Genomic DNA, 24,758 nt, shown 5'->3' on the forward strand with positions numbered 1-24,758 from the left:
GTGCTGATTATCACGCCCAGCTTCGTCTTATCAGGATCGTAACGAAGCACATTAATTTTTGCAAAAATCAGGCTCGATGAATATTTCGTTGCAAGGCCATGAATGCAAAATCAGATTGATTATTTATTTGGTTGCAAGTTTTATAGTATATGTCGTGGAGATTGAATCTGAATCGGCAAACTTATTAAAATGCGAGAACATCAAACGAATCAAACAATAAATAAAGCAATCGGACACTCCCGCATAAGATAGGATGATCTCGAAGGCTAGCAGGTTTATTTAAGGTACAAACCCGGCTAACGCTTGGGTCATTATTCGGTAAAAGCGAAATACTCACTAATTGAACTATCCAGTGATCCGTATAAAAATTCGGGCAGCGGGCGTCCATGCCCCATCCTTTATCCAGTCAGTGATATCGAGCGAATGTCCCATTGTCATGGTGTGGTAACTGAAATAGAGGGGATTGGCGGTGTCGTTCCATTTCTTGTCAATAATCCGGCGAATCCGTCAGGCGATTAAATCTGTATCAACAACGAGTTCCTGCTGTATATCGGGATCGTAAATGCGGCAGGACGCATATGCCAAATATCAATGAGGTTGCTCAATGAAATGGCGTGATGGTGATTCGAATTTTTTGGCATGTAACGTAATTGCATCTAGCGCGAGGCCCTAAATGAACCGGATTCGTTATGCCGCGCCGGATTGGGCGCTTGATTCCATGCAAATGGCAGCAGTGTTTGCCCAATTGCACCTCGGTTATAAAAATAGACGAACCTTTGCCGGCGGTCCTCGTAGCTGCCTGACACCCATTAGCGCCGGCATTCTGTTAATCAGTATTGGCGCGATCATTAGTCAGGCACAGGCGCAAACCGTTTCGATCCCCAGCGCTACAACTACCGTCACGCTGCAAACCCTGAGCCCGGGCTCGGCCACCTTCGATGCGCCGGCGGGCACGGTGATCAATGCAGCGTCGGGCGATGGCATCGACGGTAACAACGCCCAGAACTGGGTTCTCACCAATCATGGCTCGATAACCGGAGCCTTGGGGTTCTCGTTGTCATCGGCCACGCTCAATGGCGTCACCCTCGACAATTTTTCCATAATCGTGGGAACAACGTCTACGGGTGTCAACCTGTCCAACGGCGGCCAGGTGACCAATCATGCAGGCGCAACCATAGCGGGCGGCGCCGATGGCGTTCGAATCTCGGGCGCTGTCGGTACCGTCACCAACGATGGCTTGATTACAAGCGGCAGCAACAGTTTCTCCGGGGTGTACTTCGACTCCGGCGGAACGTTTACTCAAAGTGCAACTGGCGTGGTTGGCACGAATGGAGGCACGGGCTATGGTGTCGTTTTCAACGCCGGGCCTGTCGCGGGCACTAACGCCGGCACGATTTACGGGGCATCGACAACCTACGCCTTCTGGACTCGCGGGACATCAACGGGCGCATTCAGCAACAGCGGCCTGTTAAGCGCGGGTACTGGCGCTGTGCTCGCAAGCAGCGGCGGCGTTACCCTGACCAACACCGGCACCATCACCGGAACCGGTGGCACGGCTGTTTCTGTCACGGGGAGTGGCAATACGCTGGTACTCGGAACGGGATCTGTGCTGAACGGTGCTGTGACCGCCACCGGCACAAACAATGTGCTGACCCTGCAAGGATCGGGCAGCGCGGGCAACAATCTGACGGGATTCAATACCCTGAACATGTCCGGCACTGCCTGGACGTTGAGCGGTGCAAATTCGACCACAGGCATCACCGCCACCGCTACCAACGTGCAAAGCGGAGTCCTTACCCTTACTGGTGCACTCACCAACGGTGGTACGGGGGGCGGCACGACTATCGCTTCGGGCGCCACGCTACAGGTCGGCAATGGAGGTACCGCGGGCAGCGTGACTGGCAATATCGCTGACAATGGCTCGCTCGTCTTTGATCGCAGCGATGCAGTTAGTTATGCTGCGCTTATCTCCGGAACCGGCTCGCTCACCCAGTCGGGTACGGGTAACCTGACGCTTTCTTCAGCTAATACGTATTCCGGCGCAACCGGTATCGAGGCGGGGACGCTCACCGCAGGCATCGCTAATATTTTTGCCAATAGCAGTGCGGTAACCGTGAACAGTGGCGCTATCTTCGCGCTGAATAATTTCGCCCAGACAGCCAACAACCTTAGCGGCGCTGGCTCTATCACTTTGGGTTCTGCAACGCTGACGGCCAACAACAGCAGCGACACGACTTTCAGCGGTCTGATTAGTGGAACAGGGGGGCTGACTGAGACAGGCAGCAATGCATTGACTTTGAGTGGTGCAGGCAGCTCGGTTGGAGCGGTTTCCGTCAATGCGGGAACTTTGAACTTTGCTCAAAGTGGCCTGTTCAATGCCACCACACTAACTGTTGCCAGTGGTGCATTTTCCCAGATCAACGGCGGCGCGCAAGTCACTACGTCGAACATTGTATCGATAGCCGGAAACCTTACATTGGATGGAGTCCTGAACGCTGGTGCCGGTATACATATGAGTGCCGGAAGTACTTTTCAGGTCGGTAGCACAGGCGTATCGAACAGGCCGGGCGAGGTCAATAACGTCGTTGTCGACGGGGGAGGCGCTGCTGCCAGCACCATCATTAATAATGGAATAATAAATACACAGGGAAGCGGGGCCGCCATCAAGGTGACCGGTGCTTCAGTCATTGCCAATATCACCAACACCGGTTCCATAGGTGCGAGCACGGGATTGAACGCCGCTGTGACCGGGATATGGTCACAGTCGGGTATTGCCAATATCGTCAATCGCGGAGCCATCTATGGTGGCAGCACAAGTACCGCCCTTTACTTTGGTACCTCAGGCAACTCGCTGACGTTAGGTGCAGGTTCAAATCTGCATGGAGGGACCGGCACAACATCTTCTCTCGCTGCAGGGGTGAGCACTGACGCAGTCGCTATCAGCGCGGGTACCGGTAACACCATTACCCTGATAGAAACAGGCAGCGAAAATGGTGATTTTCTGGGGAGCGGTAATTTAACTACGCAGGGCTTTTCCAGCTTGACTGCCGCAACAGGCAGCATCTGGACTCTCGGCGGCCATATCAACCTGATCGGCACCACAGCCAATACGCTCGACGTCAGCGGCGCATTAACCGTAACCGGCCAGATCAGCAATAGCGGCACGGGTGGTGGCACGACTATCGAGAGTGGCGGGGTGCTGAATCTCGGTAACGGTGGCGCTGGCGGTAGCGTTACCGGCAATTTCATTGACAACGGCGCTCTGAACTTTAACCGCTCCGATGTCGTGACCTTTGCCAATGTGATCAGCGGTACGGGTACTGCTACGCAAGCCGGTACGGGCACAACGATCCTGACCGGTGATAACACTTATACGGGCGGCACCACCATCACTGCCGGTACCTTGCAGCTTGGCAACGGCGGCACCACTGGCAGCGTGGTTGGCAATATCACTGATAACGCCGCGTTGAATTTTAACCACTCAGATGCGGTGACCTATGGCGGAGTAGTCAGCGGCACGGGTTCGATGACCCAGCAAGGCAGCGGCGCCCTGATCTTGACGGGCGACAGCGTCTACACGGGTGGTACCACCGTCAGCGCTGGCACCTTGCAACTTGGCAATGGTGGAACCACCGGCAGCGTCACTGGCAATATCACCGATAACGCCGCGTTGAATTTTGACCATTCAGATTCGGTGACCTATGGCGGAGTGATCAGCGGCACGGGTTCGTTGACCCAGCAAGGCAGCGGCGCCCTGATCTTGACGGGCGACAGCGTCTACACAGGTGGTACCACCGTCAGCGCTGGCACCTTGCAACTAGGCAACGGCGGCACCACTGGCAGCGTCACTGGCAACATCACCGATAACGCCGCGTTGATTTTTAATCGCTCGAATGCGGTGAGCTACGGTGGAGTGGTCAGCGGCACGGGCTCGCTGACACAAGCAGGCAGCGGCACGACCGTCCTCACCGGCATCAACACGTACGCGGGTGGCACCAACCTCAATGCCGGCATTCTGAGTATCGGCGCCGACGCCAATCTCGGCGTTGCGGCGGGCGGGCTGAGCTTCAATGGCGGGGCGTTGCAGTTCACCAGTGCACTTACCACGGCTCGAGCGGTCACGCTCACCGCCGCCGGCACTATCGATACACAGGCCAATGCCGATACGCTTTCCGGTGTGGTCGCGGGCACCGGCGCACTCACCAAGCAAGGCACGGGCACGCTGACTCTCACCGGCGCCAACACCTACACCGGTGGCACGAATGTCAACGCCGGCACCGTGCAACTTACCGGAACGGGCACTATCGGCAGTGGTCCAGCCAATATCGCCAGCACGGGCACGCTCGCGCTGAACCCCGCCAGCGGCAACTACGCTTTCAATAACGCCCTCACCGGCAGTGGCTTACTGACTGCCACCCTCGGCAGCGCCACCAACACCTTCAACTTCGGCGCCGCTGCGGGCAGTGCTTTCACCGGCAAGGTCACGCTTAACCAGAGCACCTTCAGCCTTGCCGGCACCAACACCAGTGCACTCACGAACGCGACTCTGCAGCTGAACGCCGGCAACACGACCACCGTGGGCGCGGGCGCGCAAACCATCGGCAACCTGACGCTGAACGGCAATGCCCTGGTCTTCGCTAACCTGCCCTCCGGCACGCTCAGCACCGGGGCACTCACGCTCAATAGCGGCACCGTGCGCATCGACCCCGTTGGCGCCGTCAACCCAACCGGATCCCTGCTCACTCAGGATGACGGCGCCAACACCCAACTGATCAGCGCCAACAGCGTCAGCGGCAATGTAAGCAACCTCTCGCTCACCGATCTGGCGGGGAACTCGCTCACCAGCACAACCGCGAACATTGCTCAAAATGGCAACACCGTTGCCATCGGTACCTACAGCTTCACGCTGAACACCGGGGCCAACACTGGCCTGTACGCGGGCTACGGCCTTAGCCAACTCGATCTGCAAACCGGCCAGACCCTCACGCTCGCCGGTGACACGGCCGCAGCCGGGGCGGCTGACATGAAGGCCCGCATCACTGGCAGCGGCGCGCTCACCATCGACGCCACCAACAGCATCACCTTGACCAACGCCGCCAATGACTACACCGGCAACACAACCGTCAGCGGCGGCACGCTGATACTCGGCAGCAACAACGCGTTGGGCAACACCGCGTTACTGGCGCTGAATGCGGGAACGACCGCCGATATCAACGGCAAGACCCAGGCGATAGGTGCCCTCGGCGGAGCGGGTGCCCTCAATATCGATGCCGGCAATCTGACGATCAACAATGGCGGTACGTTTAGTGGCGTTATCAGCGGTTCCAGTGGCGCACTGAATGCCAGCGGCGGCACGCTGATTCTCACCGGCGACAACACCTACACTGGCGGTACGACGATCAACGCGGGGACGTTGCAGATCGGCAATGGCGGCACTACCGGCAGCTATGCGGGCAATATCACGGATAACGCTGCGGTAGCGTTTAACCGCAGCGACACCGCGACCTATGGTGGAATAGTCAGCGGCACGGGTTCACTGACCCAGCAAGGCAGCGGCACCCTGGTCTTGACGGGTGACAACACCTACACCGGCGGCACGGCCATCAACGCGGGTACGTTGCAAATCGGCAATGGCGGAACGACTGGCTCGGTGAGCGGCGATATCACGGATAACGCGGCGCTGGCGTTTGATCGCAGCGACACCGCGACCTATGGCGGCGTGGTCAGCGGCACGGGTTCGCTGACCCAGCAAGGCAGTGGCGCCTTGATCCTGACGGGTGACAACACCTACACCGGCGGCACGGCCATCAACGCGGGCACGTTGCAGATCGGCAATGGCGGAACCGTCGGCTCAGTGGCCGGTGACATCTCCGACAACGCCGCGTTGGTGTTCAATCGCAGCGACGCCACGACCTACGGCGGAGTAGTCAGCGGCACGGGTTCACTGACCCAGCAAGGTAGCGGCACAACCGTCCTGACCGGTACCAACACCTACAGCGGCGGGACCAACGTCAACGCCGGTACGCTGGAACTTAGCGGCGCGGGCAGCATCGGCAGCGGCAATGCCAATCTCGCCAACGCCGGTACCTTACTGATCAACAACCCGGCCAGCGGCAACTACACCTTCAATAACGCATTAACCGGCAGCGGCACCATGCAGGTCTTGCTTGGCAACGGCACCGACACGTTCACCCTAAGCAATACGGTTGGCAGCGCTTTTGCCGGCACCATCGCCGTTTCCGGCGGCACATTCACCCTGGACAACAATGCCCAGAGCGCGATGCCCAGCACCACACTGCGCCTGGACACCGGCGGACTGGCGCAGATCAACGCCAATCGTACGATTGGCAACCTCACCTTCAACGGCGGCACGTTCCAGATCACCGCCACCGGTTTTATCCCCGACGGCAAACTCACTGTTGGCGACCTGAACGTTGCGTCCGGTGGCACCGTCGCCCTTGGCATCCCGAGTGACTTCCCGGTCCACGCGCTTCCCCCGCAACCCTCGCTGTTCGATCAGGACGACAACATCCAGCTGCAACTCATTGCCGCTACCGGCACCGTGACCGGAGCCGGCTCCCAGCTCGCACTCACTAAATTTGACGGCTCCCCGGTTGCCGCCCCGCAGAACGTCACGCTGAGCGAAAATGGCGCGACCGTCGCGATAGCCAGCTACAACTACGCCACCAATGTCCTGGCCGGCGCCAACGCCGGTGTATGGCTCGGTTATGACCTTCTGCAACTCGACCTGCAAGCCGGCCAGACGCTGGATCTGACCAACGCCAACGCTGTCGACAACACCCTGATCGCCAAGATCACCGGCAGCGGCAACCTTTTCATCGACGCAGTCAACACCGCCATTCTCGCCAACGCCACCAACGACTACACCGGTACGACCACCCTCAATAGCGGCACGCTCCTGCTCGGCAGCGACAACGCGCTGGGTCACACCGCTTTACTCGACGTGAGTACGGGCGCCACTGCTGATATCAACGGCAAGACCCAGGCGATAGGCGCGCTCGGCGGGGCGGGTGCCCTCAATATCGATGCCGGCAATCTGACGATCGACAACGGCGGTACGTTTAGTGGCGTTATCAGCGGCACCAGTGGCGCGCTGAACGCCAACGGCGGCACGCTGATCCTGACTGGCGACAACACCTACACCGGCGGCACGACGGTCAACGCGGGGACGTTGCAGATCGGCAATGGCGGCACCGCTGGCAGCTATGCCGGCAACATCACGGATAACGCTGCAGTAGCGTTTAACCGCAGCGACACCGCGACTTATGGCGGAATAGTCAGCGGCACGGGTTCACTGACCCAGCAAGGCAGCGGCACCCTGGTCTTGACGGGTGACAACACCTACAGCGGCGGCACGGCCATCAACGCGGGGACGTTGCAACTCGGCAATGGCGGAACGACTGGCTCGGTGAGCGGCGATATCACGGACAACGCGGCGCTGGCGTTTGATCGCAGCGACACCGCGACCTATGGCGGCGTGGTCAGCGGCACGGGTTCGTTGACCCAACAAGGCAGTGGCGCCTTGATCCTGACGGGCAACAACACCTACACGGGCGGCACGACAATCAGCGCCGGCACCCTGCAACTCGGCAATGGCGGAACGGCGGGTGGCATCGTCGGCGATGTCAGTAACAACGGAATGCTGGCATTCGACCGCTCCGACAACCTGACCTTCGATGGAACCATTAGCGGCACCGGATCGGTAACGCAAGCCGGCAGCGGCATGGTGCTGTTCAATGGCGTGCAAATTTACAGCGGTACGACCAACATCAACGCGGGCACCTTGGCGATCGGGGATGCATCCCATACCGGCGCCGAATTAGCCGGCGGCGGGTCGATCACAGTCGGTGCTGCGGCCGCACTGGGTGGTTATGGCAAGGTCGCCGGGTCCGTGATCAACAACGGCGTGATTGCCGTAGGTAACGCGCTTCCGGCTTTCGCCAGTGGTCCGGACGCCAGCTTCACTATCGCGGGAAATCTCGACAATAGCGGCACCGTGACGATGTCCAACGGTATCGCCGGTGACCGGATGTTCACGGGGGGCATCTATACCTCGAACGGCGGCAAAGTCCTGATCGATACTGTCCTGAACCAGGGCGGAGCCGCGTCGAATTCCGATTTGCTGGTGGTGGGCGGCACCGCGGTTGGAGCGAAGGGCGCCACGCAGTTAGTGGTGACGAACGTCGGTGGCGCCGGGGCGACGACGGTAGATAACGGCATCATGGTGGTACAGGTTCAGGACCCCACGCATTCTGCAACGGGCGCCTTCTCGTTAAGCGGCCGGGCGGTGGCGGGTCCGTATGAATATCAACTGTTCCAGGGGGGCGTACAGAGTTCGGACGGCAACTGGTACTTGCGCACCGAGCTTGAACCTACGCCTCCAACGCCCCCCACGCCGCCCACACCCCCTGAGCCTCCCGCACCACCGCAGCCAATGTTTCGGCCAGAAGTGGCGGCTTACCTGGCTAACCAGCATGTGGCTGGAGAGATGTTCGTTCACAGCCTGGACGACCGCACCGGTGGGCTCTCTCAGACTTCCGGGAGCGGATCGAGCGGGCCAGGTTCGGTCTGGCTTCGGATGGAAGGACGTAACGAAGGCAGCAACAGCAGCGATGGCACCTTCCACGTGAACACCGATTCGTTCTTTATGCAAGGCGGCGGCGAGGTGGCGCAGAAAAAGCTGATCTCCAATGCCGATCTTCTGCATCTCGGGCTGATGGCTACTTACGAGACAGCCCGAAGCAACGTGGAGGCTGCCGGCAACTCGGCGCAAGCAAGCGGCAACGTGGCCGGCTATAGCGTCGGAGCCTATGGCACCTGGTACCAGAATGAAGCGAGCCGGCTTGGCGCTTACGCGGACACCTGGCTCCAGTATGGCTGGTTCAATAACAGCGTCGATGGCGACGAGTTGCCCACGGTGAACTACAACGCGCACGGCTGGGCGGTATCGGGCGAGTTGGGCTATGCGTTCCCGCTGATCAACGACTGGGTGTTCGAGCCGCAAGGCCAGTTGCTTTACGTGGACTATCACCAGAATTCGCTGACCGAGCCGAACGGCACGCAGGTGGATAACGCCAGTTCCAGCGGGGCCATCACACGGCTGGGGCTGCGTCTGCAACGCACCTTCGAGCGCAGCGCGGGCAAGAAAGTGCAGTTCTATGCAACGGCCAACTGGTGGCACACGAGCACGGACAGCACCATCTCGTTCGATCAAGTGTCGGTGGGCAGTTTGTACCCCGCCAATCGTTATGAGGCGAAGCTCGGACTGAATGGCGATCTCGGAAAGAACTGGAGCGCCTGGAGCAATGTAAGCGGTGCATGGGGCGCGCAGAGTTACCACGCCTATGTCGTGCGTCTCGGCCTCAAGTACGCGTGGTGATGCGTCAAACCATGCGATCCGCCCCGTACGGCGAGGCAAGCATCCTCGTCCCAATCTCATCGGCCCGATATCGTGGAAAATCTCCGCACCACGCCACGCGGATCGGCACGGAACCGCTCCCTCATAAAGCCGGTGAATTGCCACACGGGCCAAACGGGCCACACGGGGCTGGTTTTTCGAGATGAATTATTCCGATAGGATGCCTTCGCAACCCGCTGCTTCATTGATTGAAACAGGGGAGCGTATCGAGGTCTCGGACCCTTCTCGGACCATCAGGCCGACATAAATTCTCACCCTATCTGGAGCAAGCTTGATGACTGATGTAAAAATCAAAGCCAATGTATTTGTGGCCACGCCCAGTTACGGTGGCGTCGTGACCACCAGCTATGTCCATGGGCTTCTCGATCTGTACGACACCGCTGACGAACACGGATTTGGTCTTTGGGTAAATTTCAATAGCTTCGACAGCCTGATCACGCGTGCTCGCAACACGATGGTCGCGGAATATCTTGCGGACGATCGGTTCACGCACCTGATGTGGATCGACGGCGATATCGGTTTCAAGGGTTCGGATGTCGTTCGGCTGCTTCAGGCAGATCGTCCTTTGGTGGCGGGCGTCTATCCGCTGAAAACCGATGGCTGGCCATCGGAGGGTTTGCCCGAGGCTTTGCCGGCTGGCACGAAGAAAGTCGATTTCCGCGCGCGCTTTGCCCGTTATCCGGCCACCTCGGTTTCGGCCGAACTGGAACCGGACGAAAACGGTTTTCTCGATGTCATCGACGCACCGACTGGATTCATGCTCATCAAACGCGAGGTATTTTTGAAACTCGCAAGCAGCTTTCCAGAGCTTCGTTACCGGGCTGACCTGGTTGATCGGCCGGACCATAAGACCGGGAAAATCGCCGGGAACCACTACGCGTTCTTCGACACCATGATCGACCCGCAGTCCGGGAGCTATCTTTCGGAGGACTATGCGTTTTGCCGGCGGTGTGCGGCGATCGGCATTACGCCTGCCATCGATACGAAATCGAATCTGAGCCATCAAGGCTCCGCCGTGTTCGAGGGCGATCTGGGCCGCAGCCTGGAGCGCCAGCGCGCTGAGTATCACGCGGGTGGGGCAGGGCAGTAAGCCATTAAGTAACGGGCGCGCGAACGCCAGGCATCCAAAACAAAAAGCCGCTGTCCGTGAGGGCAGCGGCTTTTTCCAAGCAAAACGTTCAACCTCAAGCCAGCCGTTCTTCGCTCTTCGAATCGAACAACACCGCCTTCGATACATCGAACAACAGCGTCATGTTCGTCAGCGGTTGCGGGTTCGATGCCGGATGCACGCGGCTCACCACGCGCTTGCCGTTCACCTGCGTGAACACCAGCGTATCCGGACCCGTAGGTTCGATCACATCGATCTTCACCTCAATAGGCTGCAACCGGGCGTCTTCAACGTTATGCGCGCTGCGCGCATCGGTAATCCGCTCCGGCCGCAAACCAAGAATCACGTTCTGACCGATCTTGCCGCGCATTGCCGTGGCATCGAACGGCAGGTTCAGCACGGTGCGCGTCACGCCCGTATCGACCTCAAGTCCGACACCCGATCCGGCATCGACCAGCTTGCCATCGATAAAATTCATCGGCGGCGCGCCAATGAAACCCGCCACGAACAAGTTCGCCGGCGAATCATAGATGTCCTGCGGTGCACCGAACTGCTGCACCACGCCGTCCTTCATCACCGCGATCCGGTCGCCGAGCGTCATGGCTTCGATCTGATCGTGCGTCACATACACAATCGTCGTTCCAAGACGCTGATGCAGCAGCTTGATCTCCGAGCGCATCTCGATCCGCAGCTTGGCATCGAGATTCGACAGCGGCTCGTCGAACAGGAACATCACCGGATCACGCGCCAGCGCACGCCCCATGGCCACCCGCTGACGCTGACCGCCCGACAACTGACCGGGCTTGCGATCGAGCAAATGCTGGATCTGCAATGTGTCCGACACGCGCGTGACGATCGCCTTCTGCTCGTCCTTCGGCACCTTGCGAATGTTCAGGCCGAACGAGATGTTCTCGCGCACCGTCATGGACGGATACAGCGCGTACGACTGGAACACCATCGCAATGTCGCGATCCTTCGGCGAGAGGTTGTTCACCGTCTTGCCGTCGATCATGATGTCGCCCTTGGTGACCGTTTCCAGCCCGGCGATCATATTGAGCAACGTGGACTTGCCGCAGCCTGAACCGCCCACGAGGATCAGGAACTGCCCGTCCTCGATGTCGATGTTCACGCCCTTCAGAACGGGCACGCCGTTCGCATAAGTCTTGTACACGTCACGGATAGAAAGGCTTGCCATGCTGTGAATCCTTTAATGTCTCTGCGCCGAATTAATGTTCTTCCGCGCTTCAGTTGATCTTCTGTCGCGAGCGCCGTTCAGCAACTGAAGGCGCTCCGCGGAAATCAGCCCCGGAAATCAGCCCTTCACCGCGCCCGCTGTCAGGCCACGCACGAAGAACCGGCCGGCGACCATGTAGACGAGCAGGGTGGGCAGGGCGGCAATGATCGCGGCAGCCATGTCGACGTTGTATTCCTTCACGCCCGTCGATGTGTTGACCAGGTTGTTCAGGGCGACGGTGATCGGCATTGAATCGACGCCGGAGAACACGATCCCGAACAGGAAGTCGTTCCAGATCTGCGTGAATTGCCAAATCAGGCACACCATGAAAATAGGCAGCGACACCGGCAGCAGGATCTTCGTGAAGATGGTGAAGAAACCCGCCCCGTCAATACGTGCCGCCTTCACCAGTTCCGCCGGAATGCTCACGTAGAAATTGCGGAAGAACATGGTGGTGAACGCGATACCGTAGACCACGTGCACCAGCACGAGACCGGTCGTGGTGTTAGCGAGTCCCAGCAAACCTTGCAAACGCGCCATCGGCAAAAGGATGGCCTGGAACGGGATGAAACATCCGACCAGCAGCATGGTGAACACGGCGTCGGCGCCGCGAAAGCGCCAGTGCGTGAGCACGTAACCGTTGAACGCGCCGACTATCGACGAGATCAGCACGGCCGGGATCACCATGCGCACGGAGTTCATGAAGAACGGTTCCATGCCGTCGCAACGCACGCCGGTACACGATTGCGACCACGCCTTGATCCAGGGTGCGAACGTGAACGAGGTCGGCGGCGTGAGCAGGTTGCCGGTGCGCAACTGGTCGAGGTCCTTGAAGGACGTCGAGAGCATCACGTAGATCGGGAACAGGAAATACAGGGCAAACAGAACCAGCGCCGCATAGATGACGGCGCGGCTGATCGTCATCTTAGATTCCATTGCGCGTGCTCCTCGATTCCAGATACATGAGCGGCACCAGCACGGCGACGACGGTGGCGAGCATCATCATGGATGAAGCGGCGCCCAGGCCCAACTGCCCGCGGTTAAACGAAAACGTGTACATGAACATGGCTGGCAGCGAAGACGACGTGCCCGGACCGCCCGCGGTCATCGCAACCACGAGGTCGAAGGTCTTGATGGTGATGTGGCAGAGAATCAGCAGCACGGAGAAGAACACGGGCCGCATGCTCGGGATCACGATCTTGCGATAGATCCGCGGCAACGATGCACCGTCCATCTGCGCGGCCTTGAAGATCTCCGCGTCCACGCCGCGCAAACCGGCGAGGAACAGGGCCATCACGAAGCCGGTGGATTGCCACACGGCCGCGATCACCACGCAGAAGATCGCCTTGTCGGGGTTGCCGAGCCAGTCGAACGAGAAGCTCGTCCAGCCCCAGTCGTGGAAGACCTTTTCCAATCCGAGGCCGGGATTCAGGATCCATTGCCACGCCGTACCCGTCACGATGAACGACAACGCCATCGGGTACAGGAAAATCGCGCGCAACGCGCCTTCGTTACGGATCTTCTGGTCGAGCAGGATGGCCAGGAACAGCCCGAGCCCGACGCAGATCGCAATGAACGGAATGCCGAACCAGCCGAGGTTCGCAGCCGACGTCCACCAGACGTCGTTCGAGAACAGCTCGGTGTAGCGCTGGAAGCCGGTGAATTCATAGCGCGGCATCAATCGCGAATTGGTCAGCGAAAGCCAGCCGGTGATAAGGATAAAGCCGTACACGAACACCAGTGCAATCAGCACGCTTGGCGCGAGTACGAGCTTCGGAATGTATGTATCGGCAAGCGCCGCCAGAGGCGACGTGCGGCGAGGCGGGGTGCGCGATGTCTTGCTCGCGATACCGCTAGGGGAGGCAGCCACTTCTCGACTCCTGGAAATTTGCCGGCAAGAGTCTCAGGCCGGAACAGGGATACAGCAGTTTTTACGCCAACTCATGCTTGGGATTTGCCCGGGCGCGCGGCCGGTTAAAAAGCCGCGCGCCCGGTGTCAAACGAAACGATTACTTCTCGCTTACTTCGCGCGGTTACTTCGTCTTCGCGGCATTCGCGAGAGCGGCAACTGCGCTCTTCGAATCCTGCGTCGAGTTCATGAACTTCGTCACGACGTCAGTGATCGCGCCTGCTGTTGCGTCGCCTTGCGCCATGCCGTGTGCCAGCGACGGCACATAACCGCCGGCCTTGATGGCCGTCTGTTCATCGGCGTACGACTGCTTGCCGCAGGCGTCGAACTTGGCCATCGATACACCCAGGCGAACCGGGATCGAGCCCTTGTACAGGCTGAACTGTTCCTGGAACGCAGGCGACATGATGGTCTTGGCGAGCGCCAGTTGTCCCGGCGTTGCTTCCTTCGAGCCCTTCTGCTGGAAGAACACGAACGAGTCGACGTTGAACGTGTACTGCTTGGAGGTGCCCGGCACCGGTGCGCAGACATAGTCCGTACCGGCGGTCTTGTTCGCGCCCGCGAACTCGCCCTTGGCCCAGTCGCCCATGAATTGCATGCCGGCCTTGCCGTTGATGACCATGGCGGTCGCCAGGTTCCAGTCGCGGCCGGTGCGGCCGTTATCGAAATACGTTTCGATCTTGCGCACCGTGTCGAAGACCCCAACCATCTGGTCCGACGTCAGCGTCTTCTGGTCCAGGTCGACAATCGCCTTCTTGTAGAAGTCCGCGCCTTGCGACAGCACGACGTCTTCCCACAAGGTCAGGTCTTGCCACGGCTGGCCGCCTGCTGCCACCGGAACGATACCCTGGGCCTTCATCTTGTCAGCCAGCGCGAAGAATTCCGGCCACGTGGTCGGAACCTTGCCGCCTGCCTTGTCCAGTGCCGCCTTGTTGATCCACAGCCAGTTCACGCGATGCACCGAGAAGGGCGCGGCGACGTAGTGGCCATCGGCACGAATCGTCTTGTCGATTTCGGGCGGCAGGTTCTTTTTCCAGTCGCCGGCAACCGAGTCGATCGGCACGAGCACGCCTTGTTCAGCCCATTCCTGGATCAGCGGACCCTTGATCTGTGCTGCCGATGGTGCGTTGCCCGAGATGACCTGGGTCTTGAGCGCCGTCATGGCCGCCGCGCCCGCACCGCCTGCAACGGCGAAGTCCTTCCAGGTGTAGCCCTCTTTGGTCATGTCGTCTTTCAACACGCCAACAGCCTTCGACTCGCCACCGGAAGTCCACCAGTGCAGTACCGACAGGGATTCAGCCGCCTGAACCGTCTGCGCCGACACGCCGCACAACAGACCTGCGGCGCCGAGCGCGCCGATGAGCTTGCGAAATTTCATTGTTTATCTCCTCCGAACACCTGAACAAAAAACGATTGGCCCCTGATGCCGCCAGGAAGCGATGGCTGGAACATGAACAAACTGAAGTGGCCGGTTATCGGCGGTGTCGGCGGGAAAAGGCCAAGCGTTGTCCAGGGCAAGGAACCTTGGGCACGCCAGCCTGGCCGGCAGACCGAACCACGGCCGCACGGCTCTCAAGAGATGAGTGTGTCGAATCGCAACTGTGTCTCCTCTTTTGATTTTTGCCCGTTCACACTGGCATGAACCAGCGCGGCGTGCGTCCGGGGTTTTGCATCAAGCGGCTTTTGTCCCTTGCCGCACCGTTGCCTATCTGGCAAAAGCGTCATCGGCTGAGGTCAATTACCATGCAACTAGACATGAATCTCCGGGAAAACACGCATGTTCTGATTGACTAAGTGTTTTTTTCCGGGATCACGTTACCCCTTGATTTGAATTGTAGTTAAACTACAATTCAGTGTCAAAAAAAATTTTATTGGACTACGGTCCTCCTGAACCCTGCGGAGACACATGCAAAACGACTCTAATTTCACCTTTGTTCTGTTCGGCGGAACAGGCGATCTGTCGATGCGCAAGATCCTGCCGGCGCTGTTCGAAGCGCACCGTGGCGGCATGCTCGCTGAAGGCGGCAAGATTGTCGCGGTGGCGCGCGCCGCCGAAGATCGCGAGGCGTATTTGAATTGGGTCGAAGAACACGTCAAGCCGCACGTGTCGAAGAATGGCGTCGACGAAAGCGTGTGGAAGCGTTTCCTGGAGCGTTTCGTCTACGTTCGTCTCGACCTTGGCAAGCCGGAAGACTTCAAGTTGCTGCGCGATGCGGTGAACGAGCACGAGGGCACGCGGGTGTTTTATCTGGCGACGGGACCGTCGTTGTTCGTACCGATCTGCCGGGCGCTCGCCGATGTCGGCCTGAACGAAAACGCGCGGATCGTGCTGGAAAAGCCGCTGGGTTACGACTTGAAGTCGTCGAAGGCAATCAACGACGCAGTGGGCGAGATCTTCGCGGAAGAACAGATTTACCGGATCGATCATTACCTCGGCAAGGAGCCGGTGCAGAACCTGCTCGCGCTGCGCTTCGGCAATGCGCTGTTCGAACCGCTGTGGCGCCGCGAGTGGGTGGAGAGCATCCAGATCACGATTGCGGAAGAGCTTGGCGTGGAAGCGCGCGGCGACTTCTACGACAACACCGGCGCATTGCGCGACATGGTGCAGAACCACTTGCTGCAGCTGCTTTCCATCGTGACGATGGAACCGCCGCATTCCATGGATTCGGATTCCGTGCGGGACGAAAAGCTGCGCGTGCTGCGCGCGCTTAAACCTGTCGATCCGCGCGACATCAGCAAGGTTGCCGTGCGCGGCCAATATCATGCTGGCGTGATCAAGGGAACATCGGTGCCGGCGTATGCGACCGAAAAAGGCGTGCGTCCGGATAGCAATACCGAGACGTTTGTTGCGTTGAAGGTGGAAATCGAAAACTGGCGCTGGGCTGGCGTACCGTTTTTCCTGCGCACAGGCAAGCGGCTGGCGGATCGCACGGCGGAGATTGTTGTGAACTTCCGCCCCGTGCCGCATTCGGCGCTGGGTGCGAACGCATTGCGTGCCGGTGCGAACCGGCTGGTGATTCGCTTGCAGCCGAACGAAACCATTCGCTTGTATTGCCTGGCCAAGCAGCCCGGCGAGGGCATGAATCTCGCGAGCGTCCATCTGGATCTCGCCTTCGACAAGTTTTTCAAGGAAGGGCAGATGGAGGCGTATCAGCGCTTGCTGCTCGACGTGATCAATGGGCGTCTCGCGTTGTTTGTGCGGCGTGACGAGCAGGAAGCTGCGTGGCGTTATGTGGAGCCGATCCTGGACGAATGGGCGGCGTCTGCTAAACCGCCGAAGCCTTATGCATCGGGCACCTGGGGACCGGCGGCCGCAAGCGCGATGCTGGCGCAGCACGGAACGTGCTGGCTGGAAGAAGAGAATTGAAGCCGGGAAGCAAGATTAGTAGTCAGACCGTGGTACTGGGTCGGTGGAACGTGTTCTAGGACGTACGCGCTGTAGACATGTTGCAATTAAAGCCGAGACAAATCCTGTTGCGCGACGCTGAAAGTGGTTCAAGCAGTGGTTCAAGCGTTGTCGTAACGGGCGAAATGAAACCAAAACAAGGCAGCATGGAGGAGCAGTGATCCAGCTTCATACTTTTGATGAGCCAAGCGCCCAATCCGACGCATTGGCAGAAGCGGTAGGCGATGCGCTTACCGCAACGCTCGCGGCTCGCGGAGCGGCGTCGGCTGATGCCGCTGTGGCTGGCAACCCCATCCAGCACGCAACGCTCGCTGTATCTGGCGGCACGAGCCCGAAGCCATTCTTGCAAACCCTGTCGACCCGCGCGCTTGACTGGGCGCATATCGACGTCACCCTGGTCGATGACCGCTGGGTGCCCGAGACGGACGGCGCAAGCAATGCGCGCTTCGCGCGTGAAACGCTGTTGCAGAACGCAGCGAGCGGCGCGTATTTCCTGCCGCTGGTGGACACGGCACGGCCGCTGGACGCGCACATTGCGGACCTGAACGCCGATCCGCAGCGCCGGGTGCCTGACGTCGCCGTGCTCGGCATGGGCGAGGACGGCCATACGGCGTCCATTTTCGCCGATGCCCCCGAGTGGGCGTTTGCCATATCGACGGCTGACCGGTTCATCTCGGTTCATCCGGGCAGCGCGCCGCACGCGCGTGTTTCGTTGTCCATGTCCGCGCTCAAGGGTGTCAAGCAGCTTTATCTGTTCATTAGTGGCCAGAAGAAGCTGGATGTACTGAACGCTGCGCTTGCCGCACCGCAAAAAAACGCCATCTCCACGTTGGCAAATGCTCAGGGAGTCAGGCTCGATGTCTACTGGTGTGCAAAGTAAGGCCGTAACGGTAGCGGCCGGAAGTCAGCACGCCGACGGACCCAGGCTTTTGGCCGATGTTGGCGGCACCAACGCGCGGTTTGCACTTGAGATGGCGCCGGGCGTGATTGGCGAAATACGGGTGTATCCCGGCCGCGACTATCCGGGCATTGCTGAGGCGATGCAGCAGTATCTGAAGGACATCAAGGTGAGCCGCGTCAACCATGCGGCGGTGGCGATTGCGAATCCGGTGGACGGCGATCACGTCTCGATGACGAATCACGACTGGAGCTTTTCGATCGAAGCCACGCGCCGGGCGCTGGGTTTCGACACCTTGCTGGTCGTCAACGACTTCACCGCCTTGGCGATGGCGTTACCCGGCTTGACCGACGCGCAGCGTGTGCAAGTGGGTGGTGGTTCGCGCCGTCAGAACAGCGTGATCGGCTTGCTGGGGCCGGGTACGGGCCTGGGCGTGTCCGGCCTGATTCCCGCCGATGACCGCTGGATTGCGCTTGGCAGCGAGGGCGGTCATGCGAGCTTTGCGCCGTCGAACGAACGTGAAGACCTGGTGATGCGTTTTGCGCGCACGAAATGGCCGCATGTGTCGTTTGAGCGCGTGGCGGCGGGACCGGGTTTGTTGCTGATTTACGAGGCGCTTGCCGAACGCGATGGTGTGACGGTGCCGGACGATCTCGAGTCGGCCAGCATTACGCAGCGCGCTCACGATGGCGAGGCGTTGGCGCTTGAAGCCGTGAACTGTTTCTGCGGCATTCTGGGTACGTTTGCCGGGAATATTGCGGTGACGCTGGGTGCGTTGGGCGGGATTTTTATCGGCGGCGGGGTGGTGTTGAAGTTGGGCGAGTTGTTCACGAAGTCGCCGTTTCGCGAGCGGTTCGAGGCGAAGGGGCGTTTCCAGCAGTATTTGTCGAGCGTTCCCACGTTCATCATCACGGCGGAATATCCGGCGTTTCTTGGGGTATCGGCCATTTTGTCGGAGCAATTGTCGAATCGTGCGAACGGCGGTTCGTCCGCGGTATTCGAGCGGATTCGCCAGATGCGCGATGCGTTGACGCCTGCCGAGCGCCGCGTGGCGGATCTTGCGTTGAATCATCCGCGTTCGATCATCAATGATCCGATCATCGATATTGCGCGCAAGGCCGACGTCAGCCAGCCCACGGTGATTCGTTTTTGCCGGTCGTTGGGATGCCAGGGGCTATCGGATTTCAAGTTGAAGTTGGCGACGGGTTTGACCGGTACGATCCCGGTGAGTCACAGCCAGGTTCATCTGGGCGACACTGCCACTGATTTTGGCGCGAAGGTGTTGGACAACACGGTGTCTGCGATTCTGCAACTGCGTGAGCATTTGAACTTCGACCATGTGGAACGTGCGATTGACATTTTGAATGGTGCGCGGCGGATCGAGTTTTACGGCTTGGGCAATTCGAACATCGTGGCGCAGGATGCGCATTACAAGTTCTTCCGTTTTGGCATCCCGACCATTGCTTATGGTGATCTGTACATGCAGGCGGCGTCGGCGGCGTTGTTGGGCAAGGGCGATGTGATTGTGGCGGTATCGAAGTCGGGGCGTGCGCCGGAGTTGTTGCGTGTGCTTGAAATTGCGATGCAGCAGGGCGCGACGGTGGTGGCGATCACGTCGAGCAACACGCCGTTGGCCAAGCGTGCAACTGTCGCGTTGGAGACGGATCACATTGAGATTCGCGAATCACAGATGTCGATGATTTCGCGCATTTTGCATTTGGTGATGATCGACATTCTTGCGGTAGGCGTGGCGATCCGCCGAGCGGTACCGGACGCTAGCGCAGACGTGAGCGAAGCAATGACGAAGGTCCGGGAGGCGGGCGATGACGAGACGGGCGCGGTGCTTGACTGGCTGAGTCACGGCGCGGCAGGCATAGCCCGCGATTAGTGGGGCATGAGTGACTGTGGCGATAAAAAGCCTCCGATGCGAAGTTTGCATCGGGGGCTTTTTAGTTAGGGGTCACGGCACGATAAGGATAACTGAGGGCTGCGCTGATCCGTGGGGGCAGGAGCTTGCCCGAGAGCGTTGGGGGCGAAGCGTGTTCGTGTCAGGATTCGCGAGAAGGAGGGGTTCAAATATCCTTCGCTCTGGCGAGCACCGTGCTTTTGGGGCACCTATGAATCAAAACTGCACGCTGTGGACACTTAGGGTAGCGTGGTTTAAAAGCGTTTTCTTTGCTTCGTTTCTTTGTCGCTTTGGACAAAGAAATGACGTGCCGCCACGCACAGTGGCTAATAGTGATAAAGAGAAAATCCAACTCAGGCAGGCCACCACGGCGGAAAGCACCAACCCGGCACTGACTCCGACCACTAACACCGAAAGCATAAACCCCGACCACCAACAACCTGACATAGCCCCAACACCACCAACCACAACCAGTCGAGAGGAAACCTAACAATCTCAACCCACAACCCCCGAAGATCTAAAACAACCCACACCCCTAAAAGAAGACCAAAACCCGTCCACCGGTGCGAACAATAAAAAACGGTGCGATGCCCTTTCGAACACCGCACCGATACGCGCCTCTCGCAGCAGCGTGAAAACCTTATAACTCTCTCTCTGTCGTACTTGCTCCGGCTGATTCGTTCGGCTTAGAACGAGTGCTGGATGCCTGCGTACACACCGCTCTGGCTGTGACCCGGCAGCGGGTTATCGGTCGAAACCGTATTACCCGGGTTGTTGGCGTTCAGGCCAAAGTTTGCCGTCTTGCTGTTCTGCGTGGTTGCGACCTGGATATCCAGCAAGGTGCGCTTCGACAGGTTGTACGAGCCGCCGACCGTATAGATGGTCGCATTGCCGGCACCGTTGTTGGCGTTGACGTGATAGACCGCTGCGATCAACGCTGCTGCCGGCGTTGCTTGCCACGTTACGCCGCCCCATTCGTGATCGAGAGTGGTCGGCGTGCCAAGCGGCAACGAACCAGCGCCTGCGGTACGGATTGCCTGGTAGGCGCCCTGGATCTTGAACTGACCGAGGAACACGTTGAACATCGCCGTGTATTCACGCGAGGCCGAGAACGCGCCGAAATTCGACGTGGATGCCGTGCCGTCCAGCTGGCCGTTGCTAGGATCGCGGATTTCGTCGTACATGCCGCGCAACTGGAACAGCGACGTCGTGTACGTGACCTGAGCGCCCGCTTCGCGGCCTTGCGGCGTCGTGCCGTTACCGTTGAAGGACGTCGCGTTCGAGAACGCGTACTGGCCGTAGAAGTCCAAGCCCTGGAACTTCGGCGACTGGTACGAAATGTTGTTGCTCGATTGCGTCCAGTTACGACCGCGCACCAACGAAGCCGACGACCAGTTCGACTGACCGAACGGGTCAAAGTCCCACACGCCGTTGGCGATGAACAGTTCGCGACCCAGCAACAAGGTACCGAACTGATCGTTGGCGAGGCCTACCGTCGCCCAGCGATTGAAGATCTCGTTGTTGCCCGGACCTGCGCCCGTCGTGGTGCTGAAGCTGCCTTCCAACTGGAACACGGCCTTGTTGCCGCCGCCCAGGTCTTCCACGCCCTTCATGCCCCACAGGCTCGTACCCCAGTCGCCGCTTTCCGCGCGGAAACGGTTCGAGCTGCCGGTGGTAACGCCATTGGCCCCGCCTGTCGGGGCACCATTCATGTATTCCAGACCGGCGTCGAGCCGGCCGTAGAGCGTCACGCTACTTTGAGCGTGCGCCACAACGCCGACCGTCAGCAGCGAAGCCGCGAGCAAAGCTTTCTTCATCATCTCCTCCAACCCTGTCAAAAATAGAAGCCTAAAAGCGGCGGTATTGGTCCGGCGCCAGCGCACCGAACCGGAAACTATTTAGAGGGATGACACCCGAAGGACGGGTGTCCGTGACGTCCGGGATGCCACGTTGAGTGGCTGCCCGTGTCACAACCGACTTGGGATCGGTGTCTCCTCAGTTCTTTTTGAAGTAAAACTACTTTTAATGAACTTCGTTTCCGTACTTTGATTACTAATTTAGCAAAATACCTTTGTGCCGCCAAGAAAATTGTTGCCAACCCACTTTCTGTCTCGAAAATGCAATGATCGGTGTGTTGCGGGTTTGCACGAGGTGGGCAAAAAAAGGCGCAAACCCTTGTGGGATAAGGGTGTGGGTGATCTTGCCCCTTAACGCTATGGATTGCCTCTATTGACGGACGATGCGCGTGCGGTTAATGCACCGAGGGCTTAAAGACCCCGTGTCTGTTTAGATATACCAACTAAAAAAGCGCCCCTTGGGGCGCTTTCGGTTTTGCGGCGTGGTCAGTCTGTAGTTTTACTTCAGGTTGCCCGACAGGAATTGCCTGAGCCGCTCGCTGCGGGTGTTGCCGAAAACGTCGTCGGGACGTCCTTCTTCTTCTATCCGTCCTTGATGCAGAAACACCACGTGATTCGACACGTTGCGGGCGAACGCCATTTCGTGCGTGACCACGATCATCGTGCGGCCCTCCTCGGCGAGCGTCTGCATGACCTTCAGCACCTCGCTCACCAGCTCGGGATCCAGCGCCGAAGTCGGTTCATCGAAGAGCATGACGTCCGGGTGCATCGCCAGCGCTCGCGCGATCGCCACGCGCTGCTGCTGGCCGCCCGACAGATGCGACGGATACTGCTGTTCCAGCCGCGGCGCGAGTCCCACTTTCTCGAGATAGGTGCGCGCGCGCTCAAGCGCTTCCTGCTTCGATAGCCCCAGCACTTTCAGCGGCGCCTCCATCACGTTTTCCAGCACGCTCAGGTGCGACCAAAGGTTGAAATGCTGGAACACCATGGAAAGACGCGTGCGCATGCGCTGCAACTGCTTGGGTTCAGCCGCTTTCAGCGCGCCGTACTTGTCCTTGAGCGTGCGGATTTCCTCGCCATCGACAAAAATCCGGCCCTGATTTGGCTGCTCCAGAAAGTTGATGCAGCGGAGCATCGTGCTCTTGCCCGACCCGGACGAGCCGATGACGCTGATCACATCGCCGGCTTTCGCCCTTAGCGAGACGCCCTTGAGGACTTCGTTGTCGCCGTACTGCTTGTGCAGGTTATCGACGAAAAGCTTGGATGCCGGTGTGTTCATGAGGTGCCGATCCTGTTCCTGTTCCTTGAGGCTTATTTACCCTGCGGCCGCAAGTAGGCGAGCCAGCGATACTCGGCACGGCGAAACAGCCACACGAGCGCGAACGAAATGCACAAATAGAGCAGGGCGGCGATGCCGAACGCCTGGAACGATTGATAAGTCGCGGAATTCACGTCGCGGGCAATCTTGAGGATGTCCGGCACGGTGGCGGTAAACGCGACGGTGGTCGCATGCAGCATCAGGATCACTTCGTTGCTGTAGTAGGGGAGCGCCCGGCGCAACGCCGACGGCAGGATCACGCGCCGGTACAGCGTGAACGACGACATCCCGTACGCCCGCGCTGCTTCAATCTCGCCGTAAGGCGTCGCCCGGATCGCGCCGGCGAAGATTTCGGTGGTGTACGCGCAGGTGTTCAGCGTGAACGCGAGCAGCGTGCAGTGCATGCCATCGCGGAAAAACTGGTTGAGCAGCACGTGATCGCGGACCACTTGCAGGCTGTAGAGGCCCGTGTAGCAGAGCAGCAGTTGCACGTAGAGCGGCGTGCCGCGGAAGATATACGTGTAGACCCAGACGCCGCGCGACAGGAACTTGTTCTTCGACACCCGCGCGACCGACAACGGGATCGACAGGCAGAAGCCGAGCACGATCGATACAACCAGCAGCCATAGGGTGATAGCGAGGCCGGTGATGCGATAACCGTCGGTGAACAAATAGTTGCGCCAGTATTCCTGGATGATTTCGAGCATGGATTCCGCCGCGTGGGGGTTACCTGGGGTTGCCGGTAATGTCTGGGTTCAAGCGAGGGCGCTTGGCGCACATGCGCCGCATGCCGGCTGCGACTGCTTTCGGCTTCTCATGTTGCTCATGGCTAGAGGTCAGCCTTGCGCACGCCCGACGAGTACCGCCGTTCAAGCCACATCAGCACGAGATTCGATATCGTGGTGATCACGAGATAGACCGCGCCCGCGAGCAGCGTGAAAAAGAAGAACCGCAACGTGCCCTTGCCGGCGTCCTGGGCGGCCTTGACCACGTCCGCCAGACCGATGATCGATACCAGCGCGGTCGCTTTCACCATCACCTGCCAGTTGTTGCCAATGCCCGGCAGCGCGAAACGCATCATCTGCGGGAACATGATTCGCGAGAAGGTTTGCCATGGGGTCATGCCGTAAGCCGCGCCCGCCTCAAGCTGGCCGCGTGGCACGGAGAGGAACGCGCCGCGGAAGGTTTCGGTGAAATACGCGCCATAGATGAAACCGAGCACGATGACACCGGCGACGAACGGATCGATATCGATCTGATCCCAGCCCAGGAAATCGGTGAGGTGATTGAGCCAGATCTGGATGCTGTAGAACAGGAGCAGCATCAGCACGAGGTCCGGAACGCCGCGCACGAGCGTGGTGTAGATCGTGCCCGCGCCCGAAGAAATGCGATTCCTCGACAGTTTCGCCGCCGCGCCGAGGAGCCCGATCACGAATGCGAACACGAGCGACAAGACCGCCAGCTTGACGGTTTGCCATGTGCCCGAGAGGATAAGCGGCCCGTAGCCTTGCAGAAACATGGTGATTCCTTGATGACGTGCGCGTGTGCCGTGGCCTTCGCTTTTTTTCGCTGTTGCCTGTTCAGCCGCGCTTTTTTTCCTGAATTCACATAACCGCTGTCTCGCGGCCTGCTTCGGGTGTTCGGTGAACCCGGGCCTCTCGCCGTGCTTGGTTCCTGGTTTATC

The 24,758-nt window shown here is 59.3% G+C and carries 13 protein-coding genes; 5 read left to right on the top strand and 8 right to left on the bottom strand.

The annotated features are described in order from the left end of the window. Positions 1-673 precede the first annotated feature (673 nt). Together HB376_RS06455 and HB376_RS06460 are read left to right on the top strand one after the other, a co-directional pair. Positions 674-9,400: an autotransporter-associated beta strand repeat-containing protein gene (locus HB376_RS06455; protein WP_213762588.1), complete on the top strand. Its 8,727-nt coding sequence runs from the start codon at positions 674-676 to the stop codon at positions 9,398-9,400. Between the two features lie 313 nt (positions 9,401-9,713). Further along, complete coding sequence (locus HB376_RS06460; RefSeq protein ID WP_213762589.1) at positions 9,714-10,529, top strand: hypothetical protein; 816 nt, start codon at positions 9,714-9,716, stop codon at positions 10,527-10,529. Between the two features lie 94 nt (positions 10,530-10,623). On the opposite strand, the gene ugpC is transcribed toward HB376_RS06460, so the two are convergent. From ugpC to HB376_RS06480, 4 genes are all read right to left on the bottom strand, one after another. Then, positions 10,624-11,742 (bottom strand): sn-glycerol-3-phosphate ABC transporter ATP-binding protein UgpC, encoded by a 1,119-nt coding sequence (gene ugpC, locus HB376_RS06465; RefSeq protein ID WP_213762590.1) that lies wholly within the window; start codon positions 11,740-11,742, stop codon positions 10,624-10,626. Between the two features lie 117 nt (positions 11,743-11,859). Next, entirely contained in the window at positions 11,860-12,717 is an 858-nt protein-coding gene (locus HB376_RS06470) for a carbohydrate ABC transporter permease (protein WP_213762591.1), read from the bottom strand. After that, positions 12,707-13,630: a sugar ABC transporter permease gene (locus tag HB376_RS06475; protein WP_346730451.1), complete on the bottom strand. Its 924-nt coding sequence runs from the start codon at positions 13,628-13,630 to the stop codon at positions 12,707-12,709. Before HB376_RS06475 ends, HB376_RS06470 begins: the two co-directional genes overlap by 11 nt. 184 nt (positions 13,631-13,814) lie before the next feature. Next, complete coding sequence (locus HB376_RS06480; protein ID WP_213762593.1) at positions 13,815-15,068, bottom strand: ABC transporter substrate-binding protein; 1,254 nt, start codon at positions 15,066-15,068, stop codon at positions 13,815-13,817. A gap of 528 nt (positions 15,069-15,596) precedes the next feature. On the opposite strand from HB376_RS06480, the gene zwf reads away from it, so the two are divergent. The 3 genes from zwf to HB376_RS06495 all read left to right on the top strand — a co-directional run bounded on the left by zwf (position 15,597) and on the right by HB376_RS06495 (position 19,882). Continuing rightward, positions 15,597-17,057 (top strand): glucose-6-phosphate dehydrogenase, encoded by a 1,461-nt coding sequence (zwf, locus tag HB376_RS06485; RefSeq protein ID WP_213762594.1) that lies wholly within the window; start codon positions 15,597-15,599, stop codon positions 17,055-17,057. Between the two features lie 196 nt (positions 17,058-17,253). Beyond that, on the top strand, positions 17,254-17,976 hold the full coding sequence (gene pgl, locus HB376_RS06490; RefSeq protein ID WP_213762595.1) for a 6-phosphogluconolactonase: 723 nt from the start codon (positions 17,254-17,256) through the stop codon (positions 17,974-17,976). Continuing rightward, positions 17,954-19,882 carry a bifunctional transcriptional regulator/glucokinase gene (locus HB376_RS06495; protein ID WP_213762596.1) on the top strand — a complete coding sequence of 643 codons (1,929 nt, stop codon included), beginning with the start codon at positions 17,954-17,956 and terminating at the stop codon, positions 19,880-19,882. The genes pgl and HB376_RS06495 overlap by 23 nt, the downstream gene beginning before the upstream one ends. Before the next feature lie 704 nt (positions 19,883-20,586). Here HB376_RS06495 and HB376_RS06500 read toward each other — a convergent pair. The 4 genes from HB376_RS06500 to hisQ form a co-directional block, all read right to left on the bottom strand. Beyond that, a complete protein-coding gene (locus HB376_RS06500) occupies positions 20,587-21,717 on the bottom strand; it encodes a porin (RefSeq protein WP_213762597.1) in 1,131 nt (376 codons plus the stop codon). 538 nt (positions 21,718-22,255) lie between these two features. After that, the gene (locus tag HB376_RS06505) at positions 22,256-23,035 is read right to left on the bottom strand and encodes an ATP-binding cassette domain-containing protein (RefSeq protein ID WP_213762598.1); all 780 of its coding nucleotides are present in this window, start codon (positions 23,033-23,035) and stop codon (positions 22,256-22,258) included. 32 nt (positions 23,036-23,067) lie between these two features. Then, on the bottom strand, positions 23,068-23,781 hold the full coding sequence (locus HB376_RS06510; protein ID WP_213762599.1) for an ABC transporter permease: 714 nt from the start codon (positions 23,779-23,781) through the stop codon (positions 23,068-23,070). Between the two features lie 122 nt (positions 23,782-23,903). Further along, positions 23,904-24,593 carry a histidine ABC transporter permease HisQ gene (gene hisQ, locus HB376_RS06515; RefSeq protein ID WP_213762651.1) on the bottom strand — a complete coding sequence of 230 codons (690 nt, stop codon included), beginning with the start codon at positions 24,591-24,593 and terminating at the stop codon, positions 23,904-23,906. Between the last annotated feature and the right edge of the window lie 165 nt (positions 24,594-24,758).

This window comes from Caballeronia sp. dw_19 (assembly GCF_018449515.1).
Lineage (GTDB): Bacteria > Pseudomonadota > Gammaproteobacteria > Burkholderiales > Burkholderiaceae > Caballeronia.